The sequence below is a fragment of the Streptomyces naganishii JCM 4654 genome (genome assembly GCF_014650575.1).
GTDB classification, from domain to species: Bacteria; Actinomycetota; Actinomycetes; order Streptomycetales; family Streptomycetaceae; genus Streptomyces; species Streptomyces naganishii.
This window is the reverse complement of the sequence record NZ_BMVF01000009.1, coordinates 242546-265111: the sequence shown is the minus strand read 5'-3', so window position 1 is coordinate 265111 and position 22566 is coordinate 242546. Positions and strand designations below refer to the sequence as shown.

Here is a 22566-nt window from a genome sequence, read left to right as displayed (position 1 = left end):
ATCGACGACGCCGGGGCGGCCATCGCCCGCGCCCGGGGGCAGGGTTGGCAATGACCGCGCAGGTGCTCCCCCCGACGACCCTGGCCCTCCCCGCTCTCCGGCCCGCACGGGGCAGGCCGCGTACCCGCGAACAGGGCCCGCCGCAGAGGGAGCGTACGTCCTCGCCCCAGATTGCAGATCGGATCCATCGGCTGACGCGTGGTCAGGTCGTGGACCGTCTGCAGGAGCTGGGCGACCTGTACGCGGAAACCTCCGGTGGTGACCCATGGGCGTGGAACCAGGCACGTGGCCCCTTCCTGGGCCATCTCACGGCCGACACACGACGGCCGGGGTTCTCGCTGCTGATCGCCGAGACCACCGCCCTGACCGGTTACGCCTATGGCTTCCCCACCGGCGGCTCGGGTCCATGGTGGGCGGGCTTCGACGGGCACGTCCGGGGAGGTCTGCTCCGCCGCGCCGCCTCCCGGCCGCTCTTCGTCGTCTCCGGGATCGTCGTCCCGCCTCGCGTGCGCCGGGAGTACCGGGACCACGTCTGGAACCTCGCCCGGCGCCTGCAGCGGCGACTGCTCGCCGACCACGGCGCCGCGCTCGGCGTCGCACTGGTGGACGTCCGGGACGGCAGGACCGTCGAGACAATGCGGTCCTGGGGCTGGCGGTACGCCGGAGACGACGGCCTTCAGGCCGTGTCGCCCGGTCCGTTCCGCATTCTGGCGCTTGCTCCGGGAACGTGAACAGCCGCGCCCCGTCATGGATCACGCCTCGGCCCGGTCAGGGCACGGGCAGGCGCAGGGCGAGAAGGGCGACGTCGTCCGTGCTGCCCAGGGGCGTCCGGGCCGCCAGCTGGTCGCACAAGATGTCCAGAGGTTCGTGGGCGAGGGCGAGAGCGTGGCGACGCAGTCGGCTGAGCCCTTTTGTCAAGTCGCTGCCGGGGACTTCGATCAGGCCGTCGGTGTAGAGCAGGAGCGTGGACCGCGGCGGCAGCGCGTGGGCGGCACTCGGGCGCGGATCGCTGGCACACGGGTCGGTTCCGAGGATGAGTCCCTGCCCGGCTTCGAGGTACTGCGCGCTCCCGTCGGGGGTCAGCAGCAGGGGCGGCGGGTGCCCCGCACTGGTCCAGTGCAGCGTCCAGGGGCCGGTGTCCGGACCTTCCACCCGGGCGAGGACGAGGGTGGCCATCCGCACGATGGTGATGGCGTGCATGGCGTCGTCGAGGCGGTCCACGACGGCACCGGTCGGCTCGGCATGGTCCCAGGCGAGGGAGCGCAGGATGCCGTGCAGCTGCGCCATGCCGGCCGCGGCGGTCAGATCGTGCCCGACGACGTCGCCGATGACGAGGGCGAGCGTGCCGTCCCTCAGCGCGAAGGCGTCGTACCAGTCACCACCGACCTGGGAGCCGGGCGGAGCGGGCTGGTACCGGGCGGCCAGCTGGAACCGGCCGTGCGCGGGCAGCGGGGGAAGGAGGTTGCGCTGCATGGCCTCGGCGACCGCGCGCTGCCGGCCGAACCGGCGCGCGTTGTCGATGACCAGACCGACCCGGCGGCCGATGTCGCCGGCCACGTCGAGATCGCCGGTGTCGAAGGGCCGGGCCGGGTCGGTGCGCACCAGCGTCAGGGCACCGGTGACCTGCCGTCTACTGCCGAGCGGCACCGTGATGGCGGATGCCGCGCCGATCGCTCCGAGGAAGGCGTCGTGCACGCTGGCCAGCGGGGAGTCGGGCGGTGCGTCCAGGTCCACCCGCTCTTGAAGCACGGGAGCGCCTTCGTTCAGTACCTGGACCAGGGGCGAGTGGGTCGCCTCCCCGACCGGGGGCAGATAACCGCGCCAGTCCTCCTGCCCGGCTGCACGGCCCTCCGGCCCGGTCACGGCCACTCGGTGCACCTGACGAGAGCCGACCCGCAGGTCCACCGCGGCCCAGTCGGCGAGGCGGGGGACAAGGACGCGGCTCAACCGGGCGAGGGCCTCGTCCACCTCCAAGGTCTGACCGAGCACGTCGGTGATCTCCGCGACGAGTGTCAATCGCTCGGCGAGACTCTCCAGAGCGCTCCTGTGAGCGGCTCGTTCCGCCCATCGGGGTGCCGACGTCTCTGTGACCCGCCGGCCCGGGGGCCGCGCACCGCTCGCTCTCGGCCCGGCTCCGCAGTGGGCCCGAGTCGGTGCCGTGGACGACGCTGTTGGTGGTGAGCTCCGCCACCTCGCTCAGGAGTCGAGGCTGAGTTCGGCCCAAACCGTTTTGCCGGGGTGACCCGGGGTGACGCCCCAGCGTCGGGCGAGTCGGTCGAGGAGTTGCATGCCAAAACCGCCGGGCTCGGTGTTCGCAGTGGCGCGCTTGCGGGGCCAGCGGTCGCTGGAATCGGTGACGGCTATGCGCAACCACCGTCCGTTCCAGGTGAGCTGGATCAGGGGTGAACCGGAGCCGTGGCGGATGGCATTGGTGATCAGTTCCGAGACGAGCAGTTCGGCGGTCTCGATCATCCGGTGCTGGCGCAGCGGGCCGCCGAAACCGTCCGCGCAGTCGCGGACCCAGTGTCGGGCCGCGGTGATGCTCGCCCTGACTGCGGGGAAGCGCATCTCGCAGGGTGGGATGGTCGATTCGCCGTTCACGCGGTTCCTCCAGCACGGATGGCTTTGGGCCGCCGCCGACCAGTGCTCTGCGCAGCCGGTGGGAGCCATCTGCCGGGTTACCCATGCCTGCCCGGCGAACCATCTGTGTCTACCGGGTGACCGGCAGGTCCCGCGAAGTCATCCGGAGTGAGTCCGACAGTGCCGGTACCTGCTGGGCGAGTGCGCTGCAGCACCCTCGCCGCCTTCGGCACTTGGATGGACGACAGGCTGCGTCGTGTAAGCGGATTACCTCCTCGCGACAGATCCGCGATTCCGCGAGCACGGTGACTGAGGCGGCGTATGGCGTCGGTGCAGCCCAGCGCGTGAGCGCCCTCTGAGATCGCGGTGCCCTGTTCCCCGAGAGCCAGGACCGACCCGGCACACACGCGATGAAGGCCCGGTGGATGCCTGGCCATAGGTTCCGGCCGGGTACCCCTGCCCGGGCGCCGTCACTCCGGGCCGAAGCGCACGGTCCGCACGACCGCTGCCATCGCCCCGAGGTCCACGCCTTCATAGGCGGCCGAGACGGCACTGATCGGCAGCAGGGCGCCGTACCACTCCCCGGCGGCCCTGCCCCGTACATACCTGACTCCATCCGAGAAGTGCACCAGGGGCTCACCGAGGGGGCTCCGCGAAGGCCCGCCGTGGGTCGTTTCGCTCGGATGGGTTCGGAGACCCGGTGAGCGGAGGTCGCGTCGCATGTGGGTTCGGAAGTGAGCTGGCATTCAATTCGTCCGCCCGCTCTGCCGCCCGGCTTCGATCGCGGGCGGCAGTGCTGTGCTGTGTTCAGGGCGCGGCGGCCGATGTTGTGTCAAGAGCGGCGCGCATCCAGTGGCACGTGTCGCGACAGGGCAGGGGCGAGGTGGTGCCCCCTCACCCTGTCGGCCCTCGGCTGTGAGGTGCACACCCTTACGAGCAGCCGCAGTATCACCACCGTTCTGACGTTGGAGAACGGCCCATCAGGTGACGCGGCCCCTACCGTGCCGCGCCCTTCGACCCAGCCGCTTCCGGTTGCGGCAGACGTACGGTTGAAGTACCGAGGGCATCACGCACTCCGGGCCACCACGCCGGGTCGTCCTCGGCGAGAGACGAGTGAATCCGGGCCGCCCCAGCGGTCGGCGCGGAGACGGGTCGGGGCCATGTACGCCGCGGTCGAAGCAACTCAGCGCAAGCTCATCACGGCAAGGGTCGCGCTGAGCGCCCGTGCAGGTCCGCAACCTCGCCGAGGGGAGACGTGATGACCTTTTCCCGGCTGGACATCCATCGGCGGAACCGAGGAGAGCGGACGCTCGTCACGCTTGCCGGCGACATCGGGCCGGCCACGACGCCGCTGCTGCGGGCCGCAGTGGAGCAGTGTCTGCTGGACGGTGTCACCGTGATCGACATCGACCTGACCACAGTCGGCTCCTGCGACGCCAGGGGCTTGGACGTCCTCCTGTCGGCAGCACAGCGCGCCGGCCGGGTCCACGCTCGCCTGCGGCTGCACCATCCGTGCGCTCAGATTACCCGGGTCCTCGATGCCACGGGATCGACTTCGCTGCTCCCTACGGCCCCCGCGAGTCCCCTGCCGCCCGCCGCATCCGACGGCTTCATGAGTGCGGCGACGGGGGCGCCCGAGGACTCCGCTCGCCGACCGGACCAGCCGGTCCTCAAGGACGGGATCCGCCTTCGTCGGCTGACCCGCTGGCAGGCAGAAGACATGGGCGCGGACATCGCGGACCTGGCTGCGGAGTCCGTCGCAGGCACCACGGGCGAGCGGTACCACAACCGCGGGGACTTCCTGCACCGCTTGTCGATCACCGCCCGCCGCCCCGGCTTCGCCCTGCTGGTCGCCGAGACGACGGTGCTGGTCGGTTGCGCCTTCGGTTTTCCGATGGGCTCTGAAGGCCCCGGCAGCCGGGGGTCCGACGGAACGCTCCAGGAGATCATCCAGCGGCTCACCTCCCGCGCACGGTTCGTCGTCCTCACCCAGGTCGTGGCCCACCCGCACGTTCAGCACCGCGACATCGCCCGCCGGCTGCAACAGCGTCTGCTCACAGAGCTGCACTCCTCCCTCGGGATCACCCTGCTGCATCCTGCCGACCGGGCAGGACAAGCCGCCTTCTCGTCCTGGGGCTGGCAGAACATGGGTGAGGTCGTCGGGCTGCCCGGCTCCGTAGCCCCCTGCGTGTTGACCCTGTCCGCCGAAGGGCAGCCTTCGGCACGCCGATGACGTGGCAGAGGAGCGATGAGCCGGCGGTCGTACCGGCCGGGGCGGTCACGTGACCCGTCGTCCGCCGTACCGAGGTGCCTCCACGCGATGGCTGCCTGCCTCTCGGCGCGATGGCTGCGCACCACGCCGCCCGCCACGGCTGGGAGTAGCGTGGGAGGTACCGAGAACTTCCGGGCGTACGACCACGGCGGCGCCGTTCCCGGCGAGTGACTGACACGGGCAGCCGGAAAGCAGCGCCCGGAACGGGATCGCACGATGAACGCCATCACAAAGCCCGCCGAAGTTACCGCGCCAGGTTACGGACACTCCTACCGGATGCCCATGCCCCGGCTGCGCCTCACGCCGGACGTCAGCCATGGCCCGCTGGACGGCGCATGGTGGCCGCGCTGCGACGCACTCGAACTCGAATTGCCCGCGCTGGTCGGCTCCCTGGATCCGAGCAGCGGCACCGTCACCCGCGTTACCGTGGGGTCCGCCGCCTGGCCCGATGCTCCGCAGGAGGTGATGGCGCCCGGCCACGTGATCGAGGTGGTCCTGACCGATTCGGCCGCCGAGGCGCATGCCATCACCGTGGACTGCGGCACCGTGGGACGCTGGGAACTGCTGGTGATCCCCCCGGACGAGCCGGTCGGAGTAGCCACCAGGCTGCTGACCGCCGCCGCCGACGCCGGGAACCCACTGTCGGCTCCGCGCCTGCTGGCACTCGCCGAGAGCGGCCTCGACGGACAGAACGCTTGGGAGTCGGAAGGCGGAGCCGGACCGAGATGAGCAGCCCGACCCGGCCGACTCCGTGGCCGGCAGGCCGGGCGTCCACGACCCCGTGATGGAGCCATGGCACCGACAGACCCTTCGTCATCCTGGCCCGCCCCCACACGAAGCGTGACCGCGGCAGGTGAGGGGATGACGGCAGTACAGCGTACGGACCGGTCCGAAAGCTTCGGGGAAGCTCTGCTGGGAAAGATCCTCGACAGCGCGCACGAACTCCCGCCCCACCTCATCGGGCCCTTGGTCGCCGACGTGGTGGAGCGGCTCGGTGGCCGCCGTCCACAGGTGCTGTTGCAGGACTACGGCCAGCTGCTGCTCGTACCGCTGCCCGGTGAGTGCCTCGCCGGCGGGGAACCGCAGGTTATCGACGACTCCGAGGCGGGCCGCTGCTTTCTCGACGCGGTCCCCGTGGAGGTGCCCCAGGAAGACGGCGTCCGGATCCATCTGCCTCTGCTGGACGGCGGTGACCAGGTAGGGGTCATGGCGGTGACGCTGGACAGCATCGACGCCCACGACCGCCGCCTGCTGCTCAGGATCTCCGGCCTGGTGGCCGACCTTCTGGTGACCAAACAGGGCTACTCCGACCTGTTCTTCGACGTCCGACGCGGTGAGGCGATGAGCGTCGCCGCGGAGATCCAGTGGTCACTGCTGCCACCGCTGGCCATGATCATGCCCCGGGTAGCCGTGGCCGGGATCCTGGAACCCGCCTATGACGTGGGCGGCGACAGCTTCGACTACGCGCTCAACCACGACGTCCTCCACGTGGCCATGATCGACGCCATGGGCCACGGACTGGACGCGGCCACCATGGCCACCGTGGCCATCGGCGCCTACCGCCACGCCCGCCGCGCCGGCATCGGACTGTCGGAGATCTACGCGTTCATGGACCGCGCCGTGGCCAGGCAATTCGGTCCCGAGCATTTCGTCACCGCGCAGATGATGCAGCTGGAAACGACGACGGGACGGGTGCAGTGGGTCAACGCCGGACACCCGCCGCCGATCCTCGTCCGCGACCACCGCGTCGCGCGGCGTCTGGCCGCCCCGACGACCCTCCCCGTCGGCCTCGGTGGTTCGGAGCCCCGGATCAGCGAGCTGGGGCTGGTGCCCGGGGACCGAGTCCTCTGCTTCACCGACGGAGTGGTCGAGGAGCACAGGAGCGGTGGGGAGGAGTTCGGGGAGGACCAGCTGATCGACTGCGTGAACCATCTGGAGAGGACCGGCCGCGGCATCCGGGCGGTGACGCGCTCCCTGTCCCACACGCTCAAGCAGGCGCGGGGCGGACAGACCAGCGATGACGCAACGCTGCTCATGGTGGAGTGGCGCGGCTGATCTCCCCCGCCGTCCGACACCGCTCGGCCGGTCACGCCCAGCGGCAGGCCCGTCAGCCCGGCGAACCGTGCCCGCTCCCGGTGTCGATGAGAATCTGTTCCGCCTGGCTGATGTTGTCTGCCCGGACCGCCTGGGCCATCGCGGCGCGGGCGGCGTCCGGTGCCGCGTCCGGCGGGACCACGAGCAGAGAGAAGATGTCCGTGTCGCCCCGGGTAATCAGGACCGTGTCGTCACCGACCGGGAAGGCATCGATGTGCACCACCCGGTCGTCCACGGCGATACGCGTCGGGAGACCTTCCCAGGCCGCGGTGTCCAGTCCCACACGGGTCACGGGGCCGAAGTGGGCAATGAGGGCGCTCAGGAGCGCGGGCAGCTCAGCACCGATGTCGCGCGAGCGCGGCCACCACGCGCCGTCGAGGACGCCTTCGCGTGATTCGGTCGTTTCCAGCCGGAGAAGCGCACACCCTGGCCGCACCGCCTCGTGGACGCCGCTGGGCAGACGCCGGGGAACAGGTGGCGTATCCGAGCTGGTCATGATGACCACCCGTCTGTAGGGCCGGTGCGACGACGGGACTCCGCCCCGCACCTGCCACGTTACTCCTGGTGTCACACGCGACGGCGTCTCCGAAGCTGCCCCTCGTCCGCCCCCGGAGGGAACGGATACCGCACACAGGAGGTCCGTCTCACGTCGAGATTCGCGGAGCGGGCTCAGAGCCTCCCCTAGCCCCAGGCGATGGCCTTTTCGTCGATAAACGTCCCGTTCGACAGCTCACGGAAGTAGCGATAGTCATTCCACGGAGCGAGTGACTTTTCGCAAACTTGAGAAGTTTCCGAGAAATGCGGCTTGTAGCAATAAAAGTGTCCTTCGATCACCTTGCCAGTGATCAAGCCGTCCAGACACTCCCCCGCAGGGAACTCCTCGCCTTCATCCCGAAAGGAGAGCCCAGCGAAGCCACCGTCGTAGTGCCATACTTCCGCGTCATAGATGACCTTGGCGCCGCATCCCTTAGAAACTGCGGCACCCCGCGCGACGTCAGCAGCGCCTGCCGTTCCTGCCGTCACGAAGAGGCACATCAGGGCTAGGGCTCCACCCTGAGCCCACAGGAATTTATTCCTTGACATTCGAAACCCGCTCCCTCGGTGATCTTGCATGCATGGACAGGCTAAGGATCAGCGCTCCTCGATGGCAATCCAACAAGGCAAGTATCATCCATTCAGCCCAAGCGAGAGCCTCAAAGCGCGGCAACATTCGACCATTTGAGGCATGGCAGGATTTATTCTTTTCCTTGCGTCGATCACCGCCGTTGCAACTGCGATTTTCATCAGCAGATCTACACATCGAGTGCACGCCGAAATTGCTCTACAACAATCTGCACCCTACGCGAGAATGGCTGCCGCCAAATCCACGAGCGGGGACACGGGAAGTATCAACGAATTCCTAAGTTTCTTTACAGGAGCAGGGCTTACCTGAACTGGAAGGCGCCCTTCCAACGCCCTATCCAGACTTATGTCTTCCCTGGGAGCCTCCCCTGAGTGGCGGACACGTCCCGCAGTCGGTCGACGGCCACCGGGTTGGTCAGGTCAGCGCCCGGCGAGATCACCGTGGGCGGACAGCGGGGCCACCGCCTCGTCATTCACGTCCCTACCCGCGCGTGGCCGGGGCGCGCCGTGCGCTACGCGGATCGTTACGGACGAGTAGGAGGGTGCGATCGCAAATCAGGCACTCCCAGATCGTCGCAAGAACCCAGACTGCGTGAGCCGCCGACTGCATCGTCCGCGCCAGCGCAGCCGGTCTCACGGCGCAGCCGCACCGGAGCGATCCGGTGCGGGTGCGCCGTCTCAGGGCTCAGCGTAGAGTCCCGGCAGGAAGGGCCCCGGCGGGGCCTCGCCGTATCACTCGTCTATCACCCAGCAATCACCGACTGGGCGGCCCCTCACGGACCAGAACGCTCTGACCTGGAGTTTCATGCACGCGCTGGACTGGCGTAGACGCCCCTGGACGGTCTCTACAACCTGTGCCATGTGGTACCCAGTGAGGGACCCAGGATCAGGACCGGAGCGTCTTCTGGCCCGTCGAAGCGGTATTGCAGGGTGTTCGGGGGTGTCTCACTCACGCCCCAGACCCTCTCACGTCTCACGACTGCCCCTGTAACGGAGGTTGAGACTGCACAGGTGTGACCAGGTGGAAGACCTCTCGGGCCGCGTAGCGCTTGAGGGTTCGGACGATTTCACGTCGGGTTTTGCCCTCCTTGCTGCGGCGTTCGTAGTAGTACTGGGTGCGCGGGTCGACGCGCAGGCGGGTCTGCACGGTCCGGTGCAGGGCCGCGTTCGCCTGCCGGTCGCCGCCCCGGTTGAGGCGCCGGTACTGCCGACTGCCCGACGAACGCTCGACCGGGCTGACCCCGCACAGCGCCGCGAAAGACGCCTCACTGCCCAGGCGTTCCGGGTTGTCCCCGATCGTGATCAGCAAAGTGACGGCGGTGTCCGGACCGATGCCCACCACCTCGAGCAACTGGGGAGCGTGGCGGTCCACCAGCCGGGTCAGGCGGCCTTCCAGGCCCTGGATCTCTTCGCTGAGCTGCCTGACGCGCCGGGCCAGGAGACCCAGGGTGACGTGGGTGGCGTGGAGCGCCGCCCCTTCGTCGGCCTCGTCGTTCGGGCTGTCGTCGACAAAGCCGTGCGCAGGTGCGGAAGAGCTCTGCGTTGCCCAGCCCGGCCAGTTCCTCCCTCAGCTGCGGATCGGCACGGATGAGGACGGCCTTGAGCTGGTTGATCGCCTGGGTGCGGGCCTTGACCGCCGAGTCCTTGGCCAGCTTGTACATCCGGGCGATCTCCACCGGCCCGTCGCCCGTCTTGGCCTGGGCGCGCGCCCGCCCACTCAGCACTGCCCGGGCCGCGTTCTCGGCATCGAGCGAGTCGGACTTGCCGCGCCGACGGCGGTCGGCCCGGTCGAACCGATTCACATCGAAAACGTCCACACCCTGGGCCAGCAGATAACGGGACAAGACGGCCCCGAAGGAACCGGTCCCTTCCACTCCGGCCCGCTCCCTTCCACTCCGGCCCGCCGGACCATACCCGACGCCCTGGCCCACCCCAGCAGGTCTCGGTATCCAGCCGCACTGGCCGGGAACTCCTCGGTGCCGATCATTGGCAGCGCCGGGCGAGGGAGAAGCTGGTCACCGCGCTCGCAGAGGTGTTCGGCGCCGGCGTGGCGGGCCTTCCCCTGCAGGCTCTCGTCGCCCGGGGCGCTCCGGGGCCTGTGCCCGTGCGGATCGCTGAGGGCGAGCAGGACGTTCTGGTCGTCGGTGCCGGGCGGCATGGGTGGCTGCACCGGGTGCTGCGGCCTTCGGTGAGCCGGTACTGCCTCGCCCACGCCACCTGCCCGGTCCTTGCGGTGCCGCCCTCACCACTGGAGGCCGGACTCAGGGCCGTGCACCGCCGTAACGTGCTGGGGCTGCGGCTGGACACGCAGCGGATGTGGAAGGAGTTCGCCACGGCTCCGCCCGTCGTCTGAGGCCCTCGGAGGCTCGGCTGCTCACCTCCTGACAGCGGATGTGCGGTCGGGCTCCTCCGGGCGGCGCCCGGGTGCCGTCGGCAGGGTGAGGACCATGGTGAGGCCGCCGCCGGGGGTGTCCTCGGCGTTGAGGGTGCCGCCGATGGCCTCGGCGAAGCCGCGCGCGACCGCAAGGCCAAGGCCGACGCCGGTGCCGCGCGGTGAGTCGCCGTAGCGCTGGAAAGGTTCGAAGATGCGGGACTTGGCCTCGTCCGGGACGCCGGGGCCGCGGTCCACGACCCGGACCTCCACCCGGTCCGCGATCGCGCTGGCCGAGACCAGGACCGGCTCCCCCGGCGGGCTGTACTTCACCGCGTTCTCGACCACGTTGGCGACCGAGCGCTCCAGCAGGCCCCGGTCGACGTCGACCATCGGCAGGGTCTCCGGGACATCCAGCTCCACGCTGTCCTCCGGTACGCCGCCCAGTGCCATCGGGATCACCTCGTCCAGGTCGGTCTCGCGGATGATCGGCGTGACCGTGCCGGTCTGGAGACGGGACATGTCGAGGAGGTTGCCGACCAGGTGGTCCAGGCGGTCGGCGCCCTCCTCGATGGCCTCCAGGAGATCGGCCTGGTCCTGGGGCGACCATTCGACGTCGTCGGAGCGGAGGGAGGTGACGGCGGCCTTGATGCCGGCGAGCGGAGTGCGCAGGTCGTGGCTGACGGCGGCGAGCAGGGCGGTGCGGATGCGGTTGCCCTCGGCCAGTTCCTTGGCCTCGTCTGCCTTCTGCTGCAGGCGCTGGCGGTCCAGGACGACGGCGGCCTGCGCGGCGAACGCCGCGAGCACCCGGCGGTCCTCGGCGGGCAGGACCCGGCCGGAGAGGGAGAGTGACATGTGGTCGCCGACGGGCACGTCGACGTCCGCGTCGTCGGGGGTGGTGCAGGGGCGGGGGCCAACGCTGCCGGCACAGGTCCAGGGCGCGATGTCGCTCTCGCGTTCCAGCAGGGCCGCCGACTCCATGCCGAAGGTCTCGCGGACCCGGTCCAGGAGGGCTTCCAGGGTGGTCTCGCCGCGCAGCACATTGCCCGCAAGGAAGGAGAGGATCTCCGACTCGGCCCTCAGCCGGGCCGCCTGGTGGGTGCGGCGGGCGGCCAGGTCCACCACGGACGCGACGGAGACGGCGACGCCGAAGAACACGGCGATGGCGACGATGTTCTTCGGGTCGGCGATCGTCCAGGTGTGGACTGGTGGGGTGAAGTACCAGTTCAGCAGTGCGGATCCGACCACCGCCGAGGCCAGGGCGGGGAGGAGGCCGCCGAGCAGGGCCGCCGCCACCGTGAGGGTCAGGAACAGGAGCATGTCGTTGGCCAGCCCGATGTCGGGGATGACACTGCTCAGGAGCCAGGTCAGCAGCAGCGGTCCGGCGATTCCGGTCAGCCAGCCCCAGATCAGCCTGGTCCGGCCGAGCCGCGCGCCCCTGCCGGGGACGGGAAGTCCTCGGCCCTTGCCCACCTCGTCGTGGGTGATGAGGTGGACGTCGAGGTCAGGGCCGGATTCCCGGGCCACCGTCGCGCCGACGCCGGGCCCGAAAACGTACTGCCAGCCCTTGCGGCGGGAGACGCCGAGGACGATCTGGGTGGCGTTGACGCCTCGGGCGAAGTCGAGCAGGGCGGCGGGGATGTCGTCGCCGACGACGTGGTGGAAGGTGCCGCCCAGGTCCTCCACGAGGGTGCGCTGGACGGCCAGTTCCTTCGGGGAGGCCGATGTCAGGCCGTCGCTGCGGGAGATGTAGACGGCCAGGACCTCGCCCCCGGCTCCCTTCTCGGCGAGCCGGGCAGCGCGGCGGATAAGGGTGCGTCCCTCGGGGCCGCCGGTGAGTCCGACGACGATCCGTTCGCGCGAGCCCCAGATGCGGGAGACCCGGTGGTCGCTGCGGTACCGCTGGAGGTGCTCGTCGACCCGGTCGGCCACCCACAGCAGGGCCAGCTCGCGCAGTGCGGTGAGGTTGCCGGGGCGGAAGTAGTTGGAAAGCGCCGCGTCGACCTTGTCCGGCCTGTAGATGTTGCCGTGCGCCATCCGGCGGCGCAGCGCCTCCGGGGACATGTCGACCAGCTCGATCTGGTCGGCCCGCCGTACGACCTCGTCCGGGACGGTCTCGCGCTGCCGCACCCCCGTGATCGACTCCACGACGTCACCCAGCGATTCGAGGTGCTGGATGTTGACCGTGGAGATCACGTCGATCCCGGCGGCGAGCAGCTCCTCCACGTCCTGCCAGCGCTTGGCGTTGCGCGAGCCGGGAACGTTGGTGTGGGCGAGTTCGTCGACCAGGGCGACCTGGGGGTGTCGGGCGAGGACGGCGTCGACGTCCATCTCGGTGAAGGTGCTGTCCCGGTACTCGATCTCCTTGCGCGGCACCTGTTCCAGGCCGTGCAGCATCACCTCGGTGCGCGGCCGCCTGTGGTGTTCCACGAAGGCCACGACGCAGTCGGTACCCCGCTCCACCCGACGGTGCGCCTCGGAGAGCATGGCGTAGGTCTTGCCGACGCCGGGCGCCGCGCCGAGATAGATCCGGAGCTTGCCGCGTGCCATGTTCACCCTTCGTAGCGGTAGCCCATGCCGGGCTCGGTGATGAGATAGCGGGGGTGGGAGGGGTCCGATTCCAGTTTGCGTCGCAGCTGGGCCATGTAGACGCGCAGGTAGTTGGTCTTGTTGCTCTGCGAGACCCCCCACACCTCCTGGAGCAGCTGCTTCTGGGTGATCAGCCGGCCGGGATTGGCGACCAGGATCTCCAGCAGATGCCATTCGGTCGGGGTCAGGCGTACGTCGCACCCGTCCCGTACAGCCTTCTTGGCGAGCAGATCGAGGGTGAAGTCCTCCGTCTGCACCAGCGTGGTCTCGGGGACCAGCGGGGTGTCCTCGGTGCGGCGGACGGCGGCCCGCAGCCGGGCCAGCAGCTCATCCATGCTGAACGGCTTGGTGACATAGTCGTCGGCGCCCGCGTCGAGGGCCGCGACCTTCTCGTCGGACGCCTGACGGGCGGAGAGGACCAGGATCGGGACACGGGTCCAGCCGCGCAGGGCCGTGATGACATCGACGCCGTCCATGTCGGGCAGACCGAGATCGAGCATCACCACGTCCGGCTGACGGGCGGCGGCCAGGCGGAGCGCGGTGGCCCCGTCGGGGGCGGCGTCCACGCCGTAGTGACGTGCCTGCAGGTTGATCACGAGGGCCCGTACCAGCTGCGGGTCGTCCTCCACCACGAGCACCCTGGTCATGGGTGTGTGCCTTTCCTGTCATGCCTGCGGGAGTCGGCACCCTGGGGTGCCGACTCCCGTCGCGGATCGCGTAAGGCGGTCACTTCTTCGCCACAAGGTCCTTGAGCGCGATGTTCAGCTCCAGGACGTTCACCCGGGGCTCACCCATGAAGCCCAGGGTCCTGCCCTCGGTGTGGTCCTTGACCAGCTTCTCCACCGCGGAGACGGGCAGGCCGTTCTTCGCGGCGACGCGGTGCACCTGGAGTTCGGCGTAGGCCGGGGAGATGGCCGGGTCCAGTCCGGAGCCGGAAGAGGTCACCGCGTCCGCGGGTACGTCCGACGGCTTGACCGTGTAGCCGGGCGCCGAGTTGTCCTTGACGACCGCGGCCTTGGCGTCCTGCACCTGCTTGATCAGCACCTTGCTGTCGGCGGACAGGTTGGTGGCGCCGGACAGGATCAGCTTGTACTGCGTGTTGACGCTGTTCGTGCCGAGGCCGTTGGCCGGGCGGCCCTGGAACCACTTCAGGTCCGCGTCCGGCGTCTGCTGCCCCTTCTTCAGCGGAAGGTTGTACGACTGTCCGATCAGGGACGAGCCGACGACCTTGCCGTTAGCCCTGATCTCGGAGCCGTTCGCCTTGTCGTGGAACAGCCCCTGGGCGATGCCGGTGATCACCAGCGGGTAGACGACGCCGGTCACCAGGGTCAGCACGAGGAGGGCGCGGAGGCCCGCCCCGAGCAACCGGGCGGTGTTCGTTACGGAGTTGTTCATGGCGATCAGCCGATTCCGGGGATGAGGGAGATGAGCAGGTCGATGAGCTTGATGCCGATGAAGGGTGCGATCAGGCCGCCGATGCCGTAGATCCCGAGGTTGCGGCGCAGCATCTTGTCGGCGCTCATGGGCCGGTATTGCACGCCCTTCAGGGACAGCGGCACCAGCGCGATGATGATCAGCGCGTTGAAGATGACGGCCGACAGGATCGCGGAGTCCGGCGAGGACAGCTGCATGATGTTCAGCTTGTCCAGACCCGGGTAGACCGCCGCGAACAGCGCCGGGATGATCGCGAAGTACTTCGCGACGTCGTTGGCGATGGAGAACGTCGTCAACGCGCCCCGGGTGATGAGGAGTTGCTTGCCGATCTCCACGATCTCGATCAGCTTGGTCGGGTTGGAGTCGAGGTCGACCATGTTGCCGGCCTCCTTGGCGGCCGACGTACCGGTGTTCATCGCCACACCGACGTCCGCCTGCGCGAGAGCGGGCGCGTCGTTCGTACCGTCACCGGTCATCGCGACGAGCTTGCCGCCGGCCTGCTCCCGCTTGATGAGGGCCATCTTGTCCTCGGGGGTGGCCTCGGCGAGGAAGTCGTCCACGCCCGCCTCCTCGGCGATCGCCTTCGCGGTCAGCGGGTTGTCACCCGTGATCATGACGGTCTTGATGCCCATGCGGCGCAGTTCCTCGAACCGCTCGCGCATGCCGTCCTTGACGACGTCCTTCAGGTAGATAACACCGAGGACCCGGGCGCCCTTGTCGTCGTGCACGGCGACCAGCAGCGGGGTGCCGCCGGCCTCGGAGATGCGGCTGGCTGTCGCGTCCGCGTCCTCGGCGACCGTGCCGCCCTGCTCCTCCACCCAGGCGATGACCGAGGCGGTGGCGCCCTTGCGGATCTTCCGGCCGTCGACGTCCACACCGGACATACGCGTCTGAGCGGTGAACTCGATCCACTCGGCGCCGGCCAGTTCGCCCTGGTGCCGCTCGCGCAGCCCGTACTTCTCCTTGGCGAGGACGACGATCGAGCGGCCCTCCGGAGTCTCGTCCGCGAGTGATGACAGCTGAGCCGCGTCCGCGGCCTCCGCCTCGGTGGTGCCCCTGACCGGTACGAACTCGGCGGCCTGACGGTTGCCGAGGGTGATGGTGCCGGTCTTGTCGAGCAGCAGGGTGGACACGTCGCCGGCGGCCTCGACCGCTCGGCCGGACATGGCGAGCACGTTGCGCTGGACGAGTCGGTCCATGCCGGCGATGCCGATCGCGGAGAGCAGGGCGCCGATCGTGGTCGGGATCAGGCAGACCAGCAGGGCGACGAGGACGACCATGGTCAGGTGCGTGCCCGCGTAGTTCGCGAACGGCGGCAGGGTCACCACCGCCAGCAGGAAGACGATGGTCAGCGAGGCCAGCAGGATGTTCAGCGCGATCTCGTTGGGCGTCTTCTGCCGGGCCGCGCCCTCGACCAGGTTGATCATCCGGTCGATGAATGTCTCACCGGGCTTCGTCGTGATCTTGATGACGATCCGGTCGGACAGGACCTTCGTACCGCCGGTCACCGCGCATCGGTCACCGCCGGACTCGCGGATGACCGGCGCGGACTCACCGGTGATCGCCGACTCGTCCACCGACGCGACGCCCTCGACGACGTCGCCGTCACCGGGGATGACGTCACCTGCCTCGCAGACGACCAGGTCACCGATGGTCAGCTCGGTGCCCGCAACCTGCTCCTCGGACGTACCGTCCGCGAGCAGCCGACGGGCGACCGTGTCGGTCTTGGCCTTGCGCAGCGTGTCGGCCTGGGCCTTGCCGCGGCCCTCGGCGACCGCCTCCGCCAGGTTGGCGAAGATCACCGTCAGCCACAGCCAAGCGCTGATGGTCCAGCCGAACCAGTCGCTCGCGTGCTGGAAGGAGAAGACGGTGGTCAGGACGGAGCCGATCCACACCACGAACATCACGGGCGACTTGACCATCACCCGCGGGTCGAGTTTGCGGAAGGCGTCCGGCAGCGACTTGACCAGCGCCTTGGGGTCGAAGAGGCCCGCTCCGACACGGCCCTCGGCGGGCTTGTGCCCGGTGGGGACGTCGCTGTGCGGCGCCCGGGTGGGAGTGGCTGTGGACATCGAGTCCTCTTGCTTGTCCATGCGAGTGGTCATGACGCCAGCCCCTCGGCCAGCGGACCCAGCGCGAGGGCCGGGAAGTAGGTCAGACCGGTGATGATGAGGATCGCGCCCACCAGCAGGCCGGTGAACAGCGGCTTCTCGGTGCGCAGGGTGCCCGCGGTCACCGGGACGGGCTTCTGCTCTGCGAGGGAGCCGGCCAGCGCCAGCACGAACACCATCGGCAGGAAGCGGCCCAGCAGCATCGCGAGCCCGGTCATGGTGTTGTACCAGTCGGTGTTCGCGTTCAGACCGGCGAAGGCAGAACCGTTGTTGTTCGACGCGGACGTGAACGCGTACAGGACCTCGGAGAACCCGTGCGCGCCGGAGTTGAGCATCGAGTGCGGCGGGGTCGGCAGGGCCATGGAGGCGGCGGTGAAGACCAGCACCAGGGCGGGGGTGATGAGGATGTAGCAGGCGGCCAGCTTCATCTCGCGGCCGCCGATCTTCTTGCCCAGGTACTCGGGCGTACGGCCGACCATCAGACCGGCGATGAACACCGCGATGACCGCCATGATCAGCATGCCGTAGAGGCCGGAGCCGGTGCCGCCGGGCGCGATCTCGCCCAGCATCATGCCCAGCATGGTGATGCCGCCGCCGAGCCCGGTGAAGGAGGAGTGGAAGGAGTCCACCGCACCGGTCGAGGTCAGAGTCGTGGACACCGCGAAGATCGAGGAGGCGCCGACTCCGAACCGGGTCTCCTTGCCCTCCATAGCCGCGCCGGCGGCCTGGAGCGCCGGGCCGTGGTGGGCGAACTCGGTCCACATCATCAGCGCGACGAAGCCCAGCCAGATCGTGAACATCGTGGCGAGGATCGCGTAACCCTGCTTCACCGAGCCGACCATCACACCGAAGGTGCGGGTCAGCGAGAACGGGATCACGAGGATCAGGAAGATCTCGAAGAGGTTGGTGAAGGGCGTCGGGTTCTCGAAGGGGTGGGCGGAGTTGGCGTTGAAGTAACCGCCACCGTTCGTGCCCAGCTCCTTGATGGCCTCCTGCGAGGCGACCGCGCCGCCGTTCCACTGCTGCGAGCCGCCCATGAACTGGCCGACCTCGTGGATGCCGGAGAAGTTCTGGATCGCACCGCACGCGACCAGCACGATCGCGGCGATCGCCGCGCCCGGAACCAGGATGCGCAGCGTGCCGCGCACCAGGTCGGCCCAGAAGTTGCCCAGCTCACCGGTGCGCGAGCGCGCGAAGCCGCGCACCAGCGCCACCGCCACGGCGATACCGACGGCCGCCGAGACGAAGTTCTGCACGGCCAGACCGGCCGTCTGCACGACGTGACCCATGGTCTGCTCGCCGTAGTACGACTGCCAGTTGGTGTTCGTCACGAACGACACGGCCGTGTTGAACGACTGCGCCGGGTTCACCGACGAGAAGCCCATCGAGCCGGGCAGCACGCCCTGCAGCCGCTGCAACAGGTAGAGGAACAGGACGCTGACCGCTGAGAAGGCCAGCACGCCGCGCAGATACGCGGGCCAGGTCATCTCGGTGTCCGGGTTGGCACCGATGGCCTTGTAGATCCACTTCTCGACGCGCAGGTGCTTGCGCGAGTCGTAGACCTTGGCCATGTAGTTGCCGACGGGGACGTAGGCGAGCGCCAGCGCGCCGATGAGGGCGAGCAGCTGGAGCACGCCCGCAAGTACGGGACTCATGTCTGTTCTCAGAACCTCTCCGGGAAGATCAGGGCGAGGACGAGATAGCCCAGCAGGGCGACGGCCACGACCAGGCCGACGACGTTTTCGACGGTCACAGCTTCGTCACCCCCTTGGCGACAAGGGCCACCAGCGCCAAACCCGCGAGCACGGTGACAACGAAGGCCAGATCGGCCATCGCGAACTCCTGGAGTGAGGTTCGGTTGAAACGGACGCTTAGAGGAAAACGCCTCTCTGGCTGGATCCGGTCGCCCGTTGACGACCCTCATACGGCCGTCGCAGCACCTTTGACGGGACTCTTACGCCGCCAGCCCGTACCGGCCGGTAGGCAGGTGCGACTGCCCGCTCAGCGGAACTCGGCCAGCCGCGGTCGCAACCCCAGCGCGGTGAGTGCCATGGCTGCGAGGAGCAGGCCACCCGTCCAGGGCAGCAGGTCGCTCACCGCCGAGCGGCCGTCCCGCACCGACGAGGTGATGTGGGCGCGGTTGATGTCCGTCACCTTGTCCAGGGCGGCCATCCACGCGCCGAAGTGGGCGTTGGAGGTGCCCGGCTTCCAGTCCATGCAGAACTCCACCGCCTCGCGTTCCTTCCCGGCCGCCAGCAGGGCGCGGATCTTGCGGTCATCCCGCTGGTAGGCGGCGTACGTGTCCACCGTCCTTTCCGCCGCGGCCCGCTCGCCCGGGAAGGTGATGTTGTCGAGCTCGCGCCGGAACTCGCCGGTGAAGCGCAGGTCGTGGTGATCGGTCTCGTACGCCCGCCAGCTGGTGGACAGCCCGTCGTCGTACGTGTCGAGGGTCGCACCTCGGATGCCGTAGAGCTGCTGGGACTTGGCGAGGAACGAGCGCGCGTACTGCTCGCGGCGCTGCGGGTCGAGCAGGTAGCGGCTCTCGTCGGCGTTGGCGTCGTAGGCGATGGCTCGCGCGCGGGAGAGGGGCGCGGACATCACCTCCCGCGGCCACATGCCCAGCTGGAACTGCTCCCTCCATAACCGCCCCAGCCGCCTCCTGGCCTGGCAGGCCGGCTTCCGCCTGGTCCGCGAATACGTCCACTACGCGGCGGGGAGCCCCGTGTCACACCATCGGCTCAGTGCGTAGTGCGGTGACCGGGCACCTGCACCGGTCGCGACATCCGTGATCGAACGTCAAGGCCAACCGGTGCAGTTCCCGGTCACAGCACGAGTTGGCGACCGCCACAGAAACAGGGAGCCGTCAGTGCCCAGCAAACCTCCGCTCCTCACCCTGCCGATCCTCGAAGGCCGCCATGAGTGCATGATCACCCGGCTGAAACACGAGGAGGACTCCTTCACGTTCCACTACCGGATCACACCCCCGCTCCCGGACTCCGGCAGCGCGGCCCTCGTACTGCCACTCCTGGAGGCCCAGGACGACCTCGGCAACGAGTACGAGGAGTACGAGGAGTACGAGGACCGCGGCGGCGCCTACGGCACTCATCCGGACGGCACCTGCACCGACGGCAGCCTCAGCGGGCATCCGGCCCTGCACCGGGACGCGAGCAGCCTGCGCCTTCGCACCACCTGGCTGCGGGGTGGCGTGGAGACGTCATGCGACATGCCCTTAACGCCGTCTTGACGCGTTCAGAGCATTCGCCCGTGCGCCTGCCGGGCACCTCCTGCTTACGCTGGTGCCGCCGTCCGTGTGATGGCCGGAACCCCACGCTGAGCCGCACACCTGGAGAGCACGACGATGGCTGCCACCACCGAACACCCGCCGCCGGCGAGCCGACTTCGGACATGGATGCTGGAGGGCCTGTCCGACATGGCAGGCCACCAGCAGGGGCCCTACGCCCACGCGGAGGCACCCCACAAGGGCCAGCGCTGGTACCGGGTGATGTGCCTGACCGGCGTCGACTACTTCTCCACCCTCGGCTACCAGCCCGGCATCGCCGCCCTCGCGGCCGGACTGCTCTCCCCCGTCGCCACCCTGGTCCTCGTCGTCGTCACCCTGGCGGGCGCTCTTCCGGTGTACCGCAGGGTGGCCGAGGAGAGTCCCCACGGCGAGGGTTCGATCGCCATGCTGGAGCGGCTGCTGTCCTTCTGGAAGGGCAAGCTCTTCGTCCTGACCCTGCTGGGCTTCGCCGCCACCGACTTCCTGATCACCATCACCCTGTCGGCCGCCGACGCCTCCACCCACCTCATCGAGAACCCGCACCTGACCCAGACCCTGCACGGCCAGCAGATGATCATCACCCTGCTGCTGGTGGCCCTGCTGGGCGCGGTGTTCCTCAAGGGCTTCCTGGAGGCCATCGGCGTCGCCGTCGCCCTGGTGGCGGTCTACCTCGCCCTCAACGCCGTCGTCGTGGCCGTCGGCTTCTGGCACGTGCTCACCGCCGGGCACGTGGTCACCGACTGGACCAGCGCCCTGACCACCCAGCACGGCAACGTCTTCGCCATGATCGGCGTGTCCCTGCTGGTCTTCCCCAAACTCGCCCTCGGCCTGTCCGGCTTCGAGACCGGCGTGGCCGTCATGCCCCACGTCCAAGGCGATCCCGACGACACCGAGGAAAAGCCGACCGGCCGGATCCGGGACACCAAGAAACTGCTGACGGCCGCCGCGCTCATCATGAGCGTGTTCCTGATCGCCACCAGCTTCATCACCACCGTGCTGATCCCGGCCGACGAGTTCAAGACCGGCGGCAAGGCCAACGGCCGCGCGCTGGCCTACCTCGCCCACGAATACCTCGGCGGCGCCTTCGGCACGGTCTACGACCTCTCCACCATCGCTATCCTATGGTTCGCGGGCGCGTCCGCCATGGCCGGCCTGCTCAACCTCATGCCGCGCTACCTGCCCCGCTACGGCATGGCCCCGCACTGGGCCCGCGCCGTGCGCCCCATGGTCATCGTCTTCACGCTCATCGCCTTCCTGGTCACCTGGATCTTCGACGCCAACGTCGACAAACAGGGCGGCGCCTACGCCACCGGCGTCCTGGTTCTGATGTCCTCCGCGGCGATCGCGGTGACCATCGCCGCGCGCAGGGTCGCGCAGCGCGGCTGGACCATCGGCTTCGCGACCGTGGCGGCGGTCCTCCTCTACGTGACCGTCGCCAACGTCATCGAACGCCCGGACGGCGTGAAGATCGGCGCCTGCTTCATCGTCGGCATCATGTTGGTCTCGTTCCTCTCCCGACTGGCCCGCGCCTTCGAACTGCGCGTGACCAGCGTGACCCTTGACCCGATGGCGGAACGATTCGTCAGGGACATCTCCAGCCGCAAGGTCCGCTTCATCGCCAACAAACCGGGATTGCGGGACAAGGCCGAGTACCGCGACAAGGTGGAGCAGATCCGAGCGGACAACGATCTGCCCGAGCAGGAGGACTTCGTCTTCGTCGAGGTCACTGTCACCGACCCCTCCGAGTTCGAGGCGGGCCTGACGGTACGCGGCGAGGTCCTGCACCACCGTTACCGCGTCCTGACGCTGGAGTCCGCCTCGATTCCCAACGCCCTCGCAGCCCTCCTCCTGCACGTCCGCGACACCGCCCGCTGCACCCCGCACATGTACTTCGAATGGACCGAGGGCAACCCGTTCGCCAACTTCCTGCGCTTCTTCCTCTTCGGGCAGGGCGAGGTCGCTCCCGTCACCCGGGAGGTCCTGCGCGAGGCGGAACCCGACCGCGCCCGCCGCCCCCGCGTCCACACCGGCTGAGGCTCGGATCCGGCAAGGCGCGTCAGGATCCCGTCAAAATGGACCGGCATGGCGCCAGGACCCCGTAAGCAACGGTCGCCGGACCCGGTACGCCCGCCTAGCGTCGAGGCCATGCGACGGAGCGGACCGCCTGGCCCGGCTGGCGACCGCCACTGGCGCGGCAGCGCCCGGCTCGCCGTGAGCTGCGCCCTGATCTTCTGCGCCCTCAGCCTCCTGGTGGACTGGGACGCGGGAAGCCTGACGCCCCTGCGTGCCCTGCTCTGGGCCACTCTCTCGGCCGCCGTGTGCGCCGTCCTGCTCCCCCAGCGGGTAAGTGCGGGTCCCGGCTGGCTCGCGGTATGCACTTCCTGGCGCCGACACATCGTCCGCACGGACGCGCTGACAGCCGTACGGCAGTACGACGGCATCTCCTCCCACCTGGTCCTGAGGGACGTGTACGGCCACCACCTGGAACTCGACCCCCGGGTCCTGACCGTGAATCCGCTGATCTGGCACGAACTCGACACCGGCGCCCGCCGCTCACTGGAACGGGGAACCCTGCGCCAGGGCGCGGAAGTCCTGCACCAGCTGGGCGACCGCATCGACGAGGAGACGGTGCAGGCGGTGCTCCGGGCATCGGGACTCTCCTGACCTTCGGGGCAAGCACGCCAGGGACAGCGACCGTGGTCGTCCCTCACGC

General features: G+C 69.1%; 22 protein-coding genes. 8 read left to right on the top strand and 14 right to left on the bottom strand.

Going from position 1 to position 22566, the window contains the following annotated elements; translation table 11 throughout:
- Window positions 1-209: 209 nt before the first annotated feature.
- Complete coding sequence (locus IE217_RS18985) at window positions 210-731, top strand: hypothetical protein (protein ID WP_229865392.1); 522 nt, start codon at window positions 210-212, stop codon at window positions 729-731.
- Between the two features lie 37 nt (window positions 732-768).
- Here IE217_RS18985 and IE217_RS18980 read toward each other — a convergent pair whose 3' ends face one another.
- The 3 genes from IE217_RS18980 to IE217_RS18970 form a co-directional block, all read right to left on the bottom strand.
- Entirely contained in the window at window positions 769-2016 is a 1248-nt protein-coding gene (locus tag IE217_RS18980; RefSeq protein WP_229865390.1) for a PP2C family protein-serine/threonine phosphatase, read from the bottom strand.
- A 180-nt stretch (window positions 2017-2196) separates the two neighbouring features.
- Complete coding sequence (locus tag IE217_RS18975) at window positions 2197-2601, bottom strand: ATP-binding protein (protein ID WP_190179073.1); 405 nt, start codon at window positions 2599-2601, stop codon at window positions 2197-2199.
- A gap of 449 nt (window positions 2602-3050) precedes the next feature.
- Window positions 3051-3209 (bottom strand): hypothetical protein, encoded by a 159-nt coding sequence (locus tag IE217_RS18970; protein ID WP_190179139.1) that lies wholly within the window; start codon window positions 3207-3209, stop codon window positions 3051-3053.
- 629 nt (window positions 3210-3838) lie between these two features.
- On the opposite strand from IE217_RS18970, the gene IE217_RS18965 reads away from it, so the two are divergent.
- From IE217_RS18965 to IE217_RS18955, 3 genes are all read left to right on the top strand, one after another.
- Window positions 3839-4813 carry an STAS domain-containing protein gene (locus IE217_RS18965; protein WP_190179072.1) on the top strand — a complete coding sequence of 325 codons (975 nt, stop codon included), beginning with the start codon at window positions 3839-3841 and terminating at the stop codon, window positions 4811-4813.
- Window positions 4814-5068: 255 nt separating this feature from the next.
- Window positions 5069-5581, top strand: a complete 513-nt coding sequence (locus IE217_RS18960; protein ID WP_229865389.1) for a DUF5994 family protein — start codon at window positions 5069-5071, stop codon at window positions 5579-5581.
- Window positions 5582-5713: 132 nt separating this feature from the next.
- Window positions 5714-6907: a PP2C family protein-serine/threonine phosphatase gene (locus tag IE217_RS18955; RefSeq protein ID WP_190179071.1), complete on the top strand. Its 1194-nt coding sequence runs from the start codon at window positions 5714-5716 to the stop codon at window positions 6905-6907.
- Between the two features lie 52 nt (window positions 6908-6959).
- Here the strand turns inward: IE217_RS18955 and IE217_RS18950 are convergent, their stop codons facing one another.
- The 4 genes from IE217_RS18950 to IE217_RS34735 all read right to left on the bottom strand — a co-directional run bounded on the left by IE217_RS18950 (window position 6960) and on the right by IE217_RS34735 (window position 9942).
- A complete protein-coding gene (locus IE217_RS18950) occupies window positions 6960-7442 on the bottom strand; it encodes a DUF5994 family protein (RefSeq protein ID WP_190179070.1) in 483 nt (160 codons plus the stop codon).
- Between the two features lie 185 nt (window positions 7443-7627).
- The gene (locus tag IE217_RS18945; RefSeq protein WP_229865388.1) at window positions 7628-7981 is read right to left on the bottom strand and encodes a hypothetical protein; all 354 of its coding nucleotides are present in this window, start codon (window positions 7979-7981) and stop codon (window positions 7628-7630) included.
- A gap of 1060 nt (window positions 7982-9041) precedes the next feature.
- Complete coding sequence (locus IE217_RS34740; RefSeq protein ID WP_229865403.1) at window positions 9042-9410, bottom strand: transposase; 369 nt, start codon at window positions 9408-9410, stop codon at window positions 9042-9044.
- Window positions 9334-9942, bottom strand: coding sequence for an IS110 family transposase (locus IE217_RS34735; RefSeq protein ID WP_229865387.1), 609 nt, complete (start codon window positions 9940-9942; stop codon window positions 9334-9336). Before IE217_RS34735 ends, IE217_RS34740 begins: the two co-directional genes overlap by 77 nt.
- A 137-nt stretch (window positions 9943-10079) precedes the next feature.
- Between IE217_RS34735 and IE217_RS18935 the strand changes: the two genes are divergently transcribed.
- Window positions 10080-10421: a universal stress protein gene (locus IE217_RS18935; RefSeq protein ID WP_190179131.1), complete on the top strand. Its 342-nt coding sequence runs from the start codon at window positions 10080-10082 to the stop codon at window positions 10419-10421.
- Window positions 10422-10442: 21 nt separating this feature from the next.
- Here the strand turns inward: IE217_RS18935 and IE217_RS18930 are convergent, their stop codons facing one another.
- The 7 genes from IE217_RS18930 to IE217_RS18900 form a co-directional block, all read right to left on the bottom strand.
- Window positions 10443-12989 carry a DUF4118 domain-containing protein gene (locus IE217_RS18930; protein ID WP_190179068.1) on the bottom strand — a complete coding sequence of 849 codons (2547 nt, stop codon included), beginning with the start codon at window positions 12987-12989 and terminating at the stop codon, window positions 10443-10445.
- Window positions 12990-12991: 2 nt separating this feature from the next.
- A complete protein-coding gene (locus IE217_RS18925; protein ID WP_190179067.1) occupies window positions 12992-13675 on the bottom strand; it encodes a response regulator in 684 nt (227 codons plus the stop codon).
- 79 nt (window positions 13676-13754) lie between these two features.
- Window positions 13755-14423, bottom strand: a complete 669-nt coding sequence (locus IE217_RS18920) for a potassium-transporting ATPase subunit C (protein ID WP_190179066.1) — start codon at window positions 14421-14423, stop codon at window positions 13755-13757.
- Window positions 14424-14428: 5 nt separating this feature from the next.
- The gene (gene kdpB / locus IE217_RS18915; protein ID WP_190179065.1) at window positions 14429-16567 is read right to left on the bottom strand and encodes a potassium-transporting ATPase subunit KdpB; all 2139 of its coding nucleotides are present in this window, start codon (window positions 16565-16567) and stop codon (window positions 14429-14431) included.
- Window positions 16564-18228, bottom strand: a complete 1665-nt coding sequence (kdpA, locus tag IE217_RS18910; protein ID WP_190179064.1) for a potassium-transporting ATPase subunit KdpA — start codon at window positions 18226-18228, stop codon at window positions 16564-16566. Before kdpA ends, kdpB begins: the two co-directional genes overlap by 4 nt.
- An 8-nt stretch (window positions 18229-18236) precedes the next feature.
- Entirely contained in the window at window positions 18237-18326 is a 90-nt protein-coding gene (kdpF, locus tag IE217_RS18905) for a K(+)-transporting ATPase subunit F (protein WP_037770757.1), read from the bottom strand.
- A gap of 248 nt (window positions 18327-18574) precedes the next feature.
- Window positions 18575-19171, bottom strand: a complete 597-nt coding sequence (locus tag IE217_RS18900; protein ID WP_190179063.1) for a hypothetical protein — start codon at window positions 19169-19171, stop codon at window positions 18575-18577.
- A 268-nt stretch (window positions 19172-19439) separates the two neighbouring features.
- Here IE217_RS18900 and IE217_RS18895 point away from each other — a divergent pair, with 268 nt between their 5' ends.
- The 3 genes from IE217_RS18895 to IE217_RS18885 all read left to right on the top strand — a co-directional run bounded on the left by IE217_RS18895 (window position 19440) and on the right by IE217_RS18885 (window position 22517).
- Complete coding sequence (locus IE217_RS18895) at window positions 19440-19817, top strand: hypothetical protein (protein WP_229865385.1); 378 nt, start codon at window positions 19440-19442, stop codon at window positions 19815-19817.
- A gap of 114 nt (window positions 19818-19931) precedes the next feature.
- The gene (locus IE217_RS18890; RefSeq protein ID WP_190179062.1) at window positions 19932-21887 is read left to right on the top strand and encodes an APC family permease; all 1956 of its coding nucleotides are present in this window, start codon (window positions 19932-19934) and stop codon (window positions 21885-21887) included.
- A 111-nt stretch (window positions 21888-21998) separates the two neighbouring features.
- Window positions 21999-22517 carry a hypothetical protein gene (locus tag IE217_RS18885; protein WP_190179061.1) on the top strand — a complete coding sequence of 173 codons (519 nt, stop codon included), beginning with the start codon at window positions 21999-22001 and terminating at the stop codon, window positions 22515-22517.
- Window positions 22518-22566 lie beyond the last annotated feature (49 nt).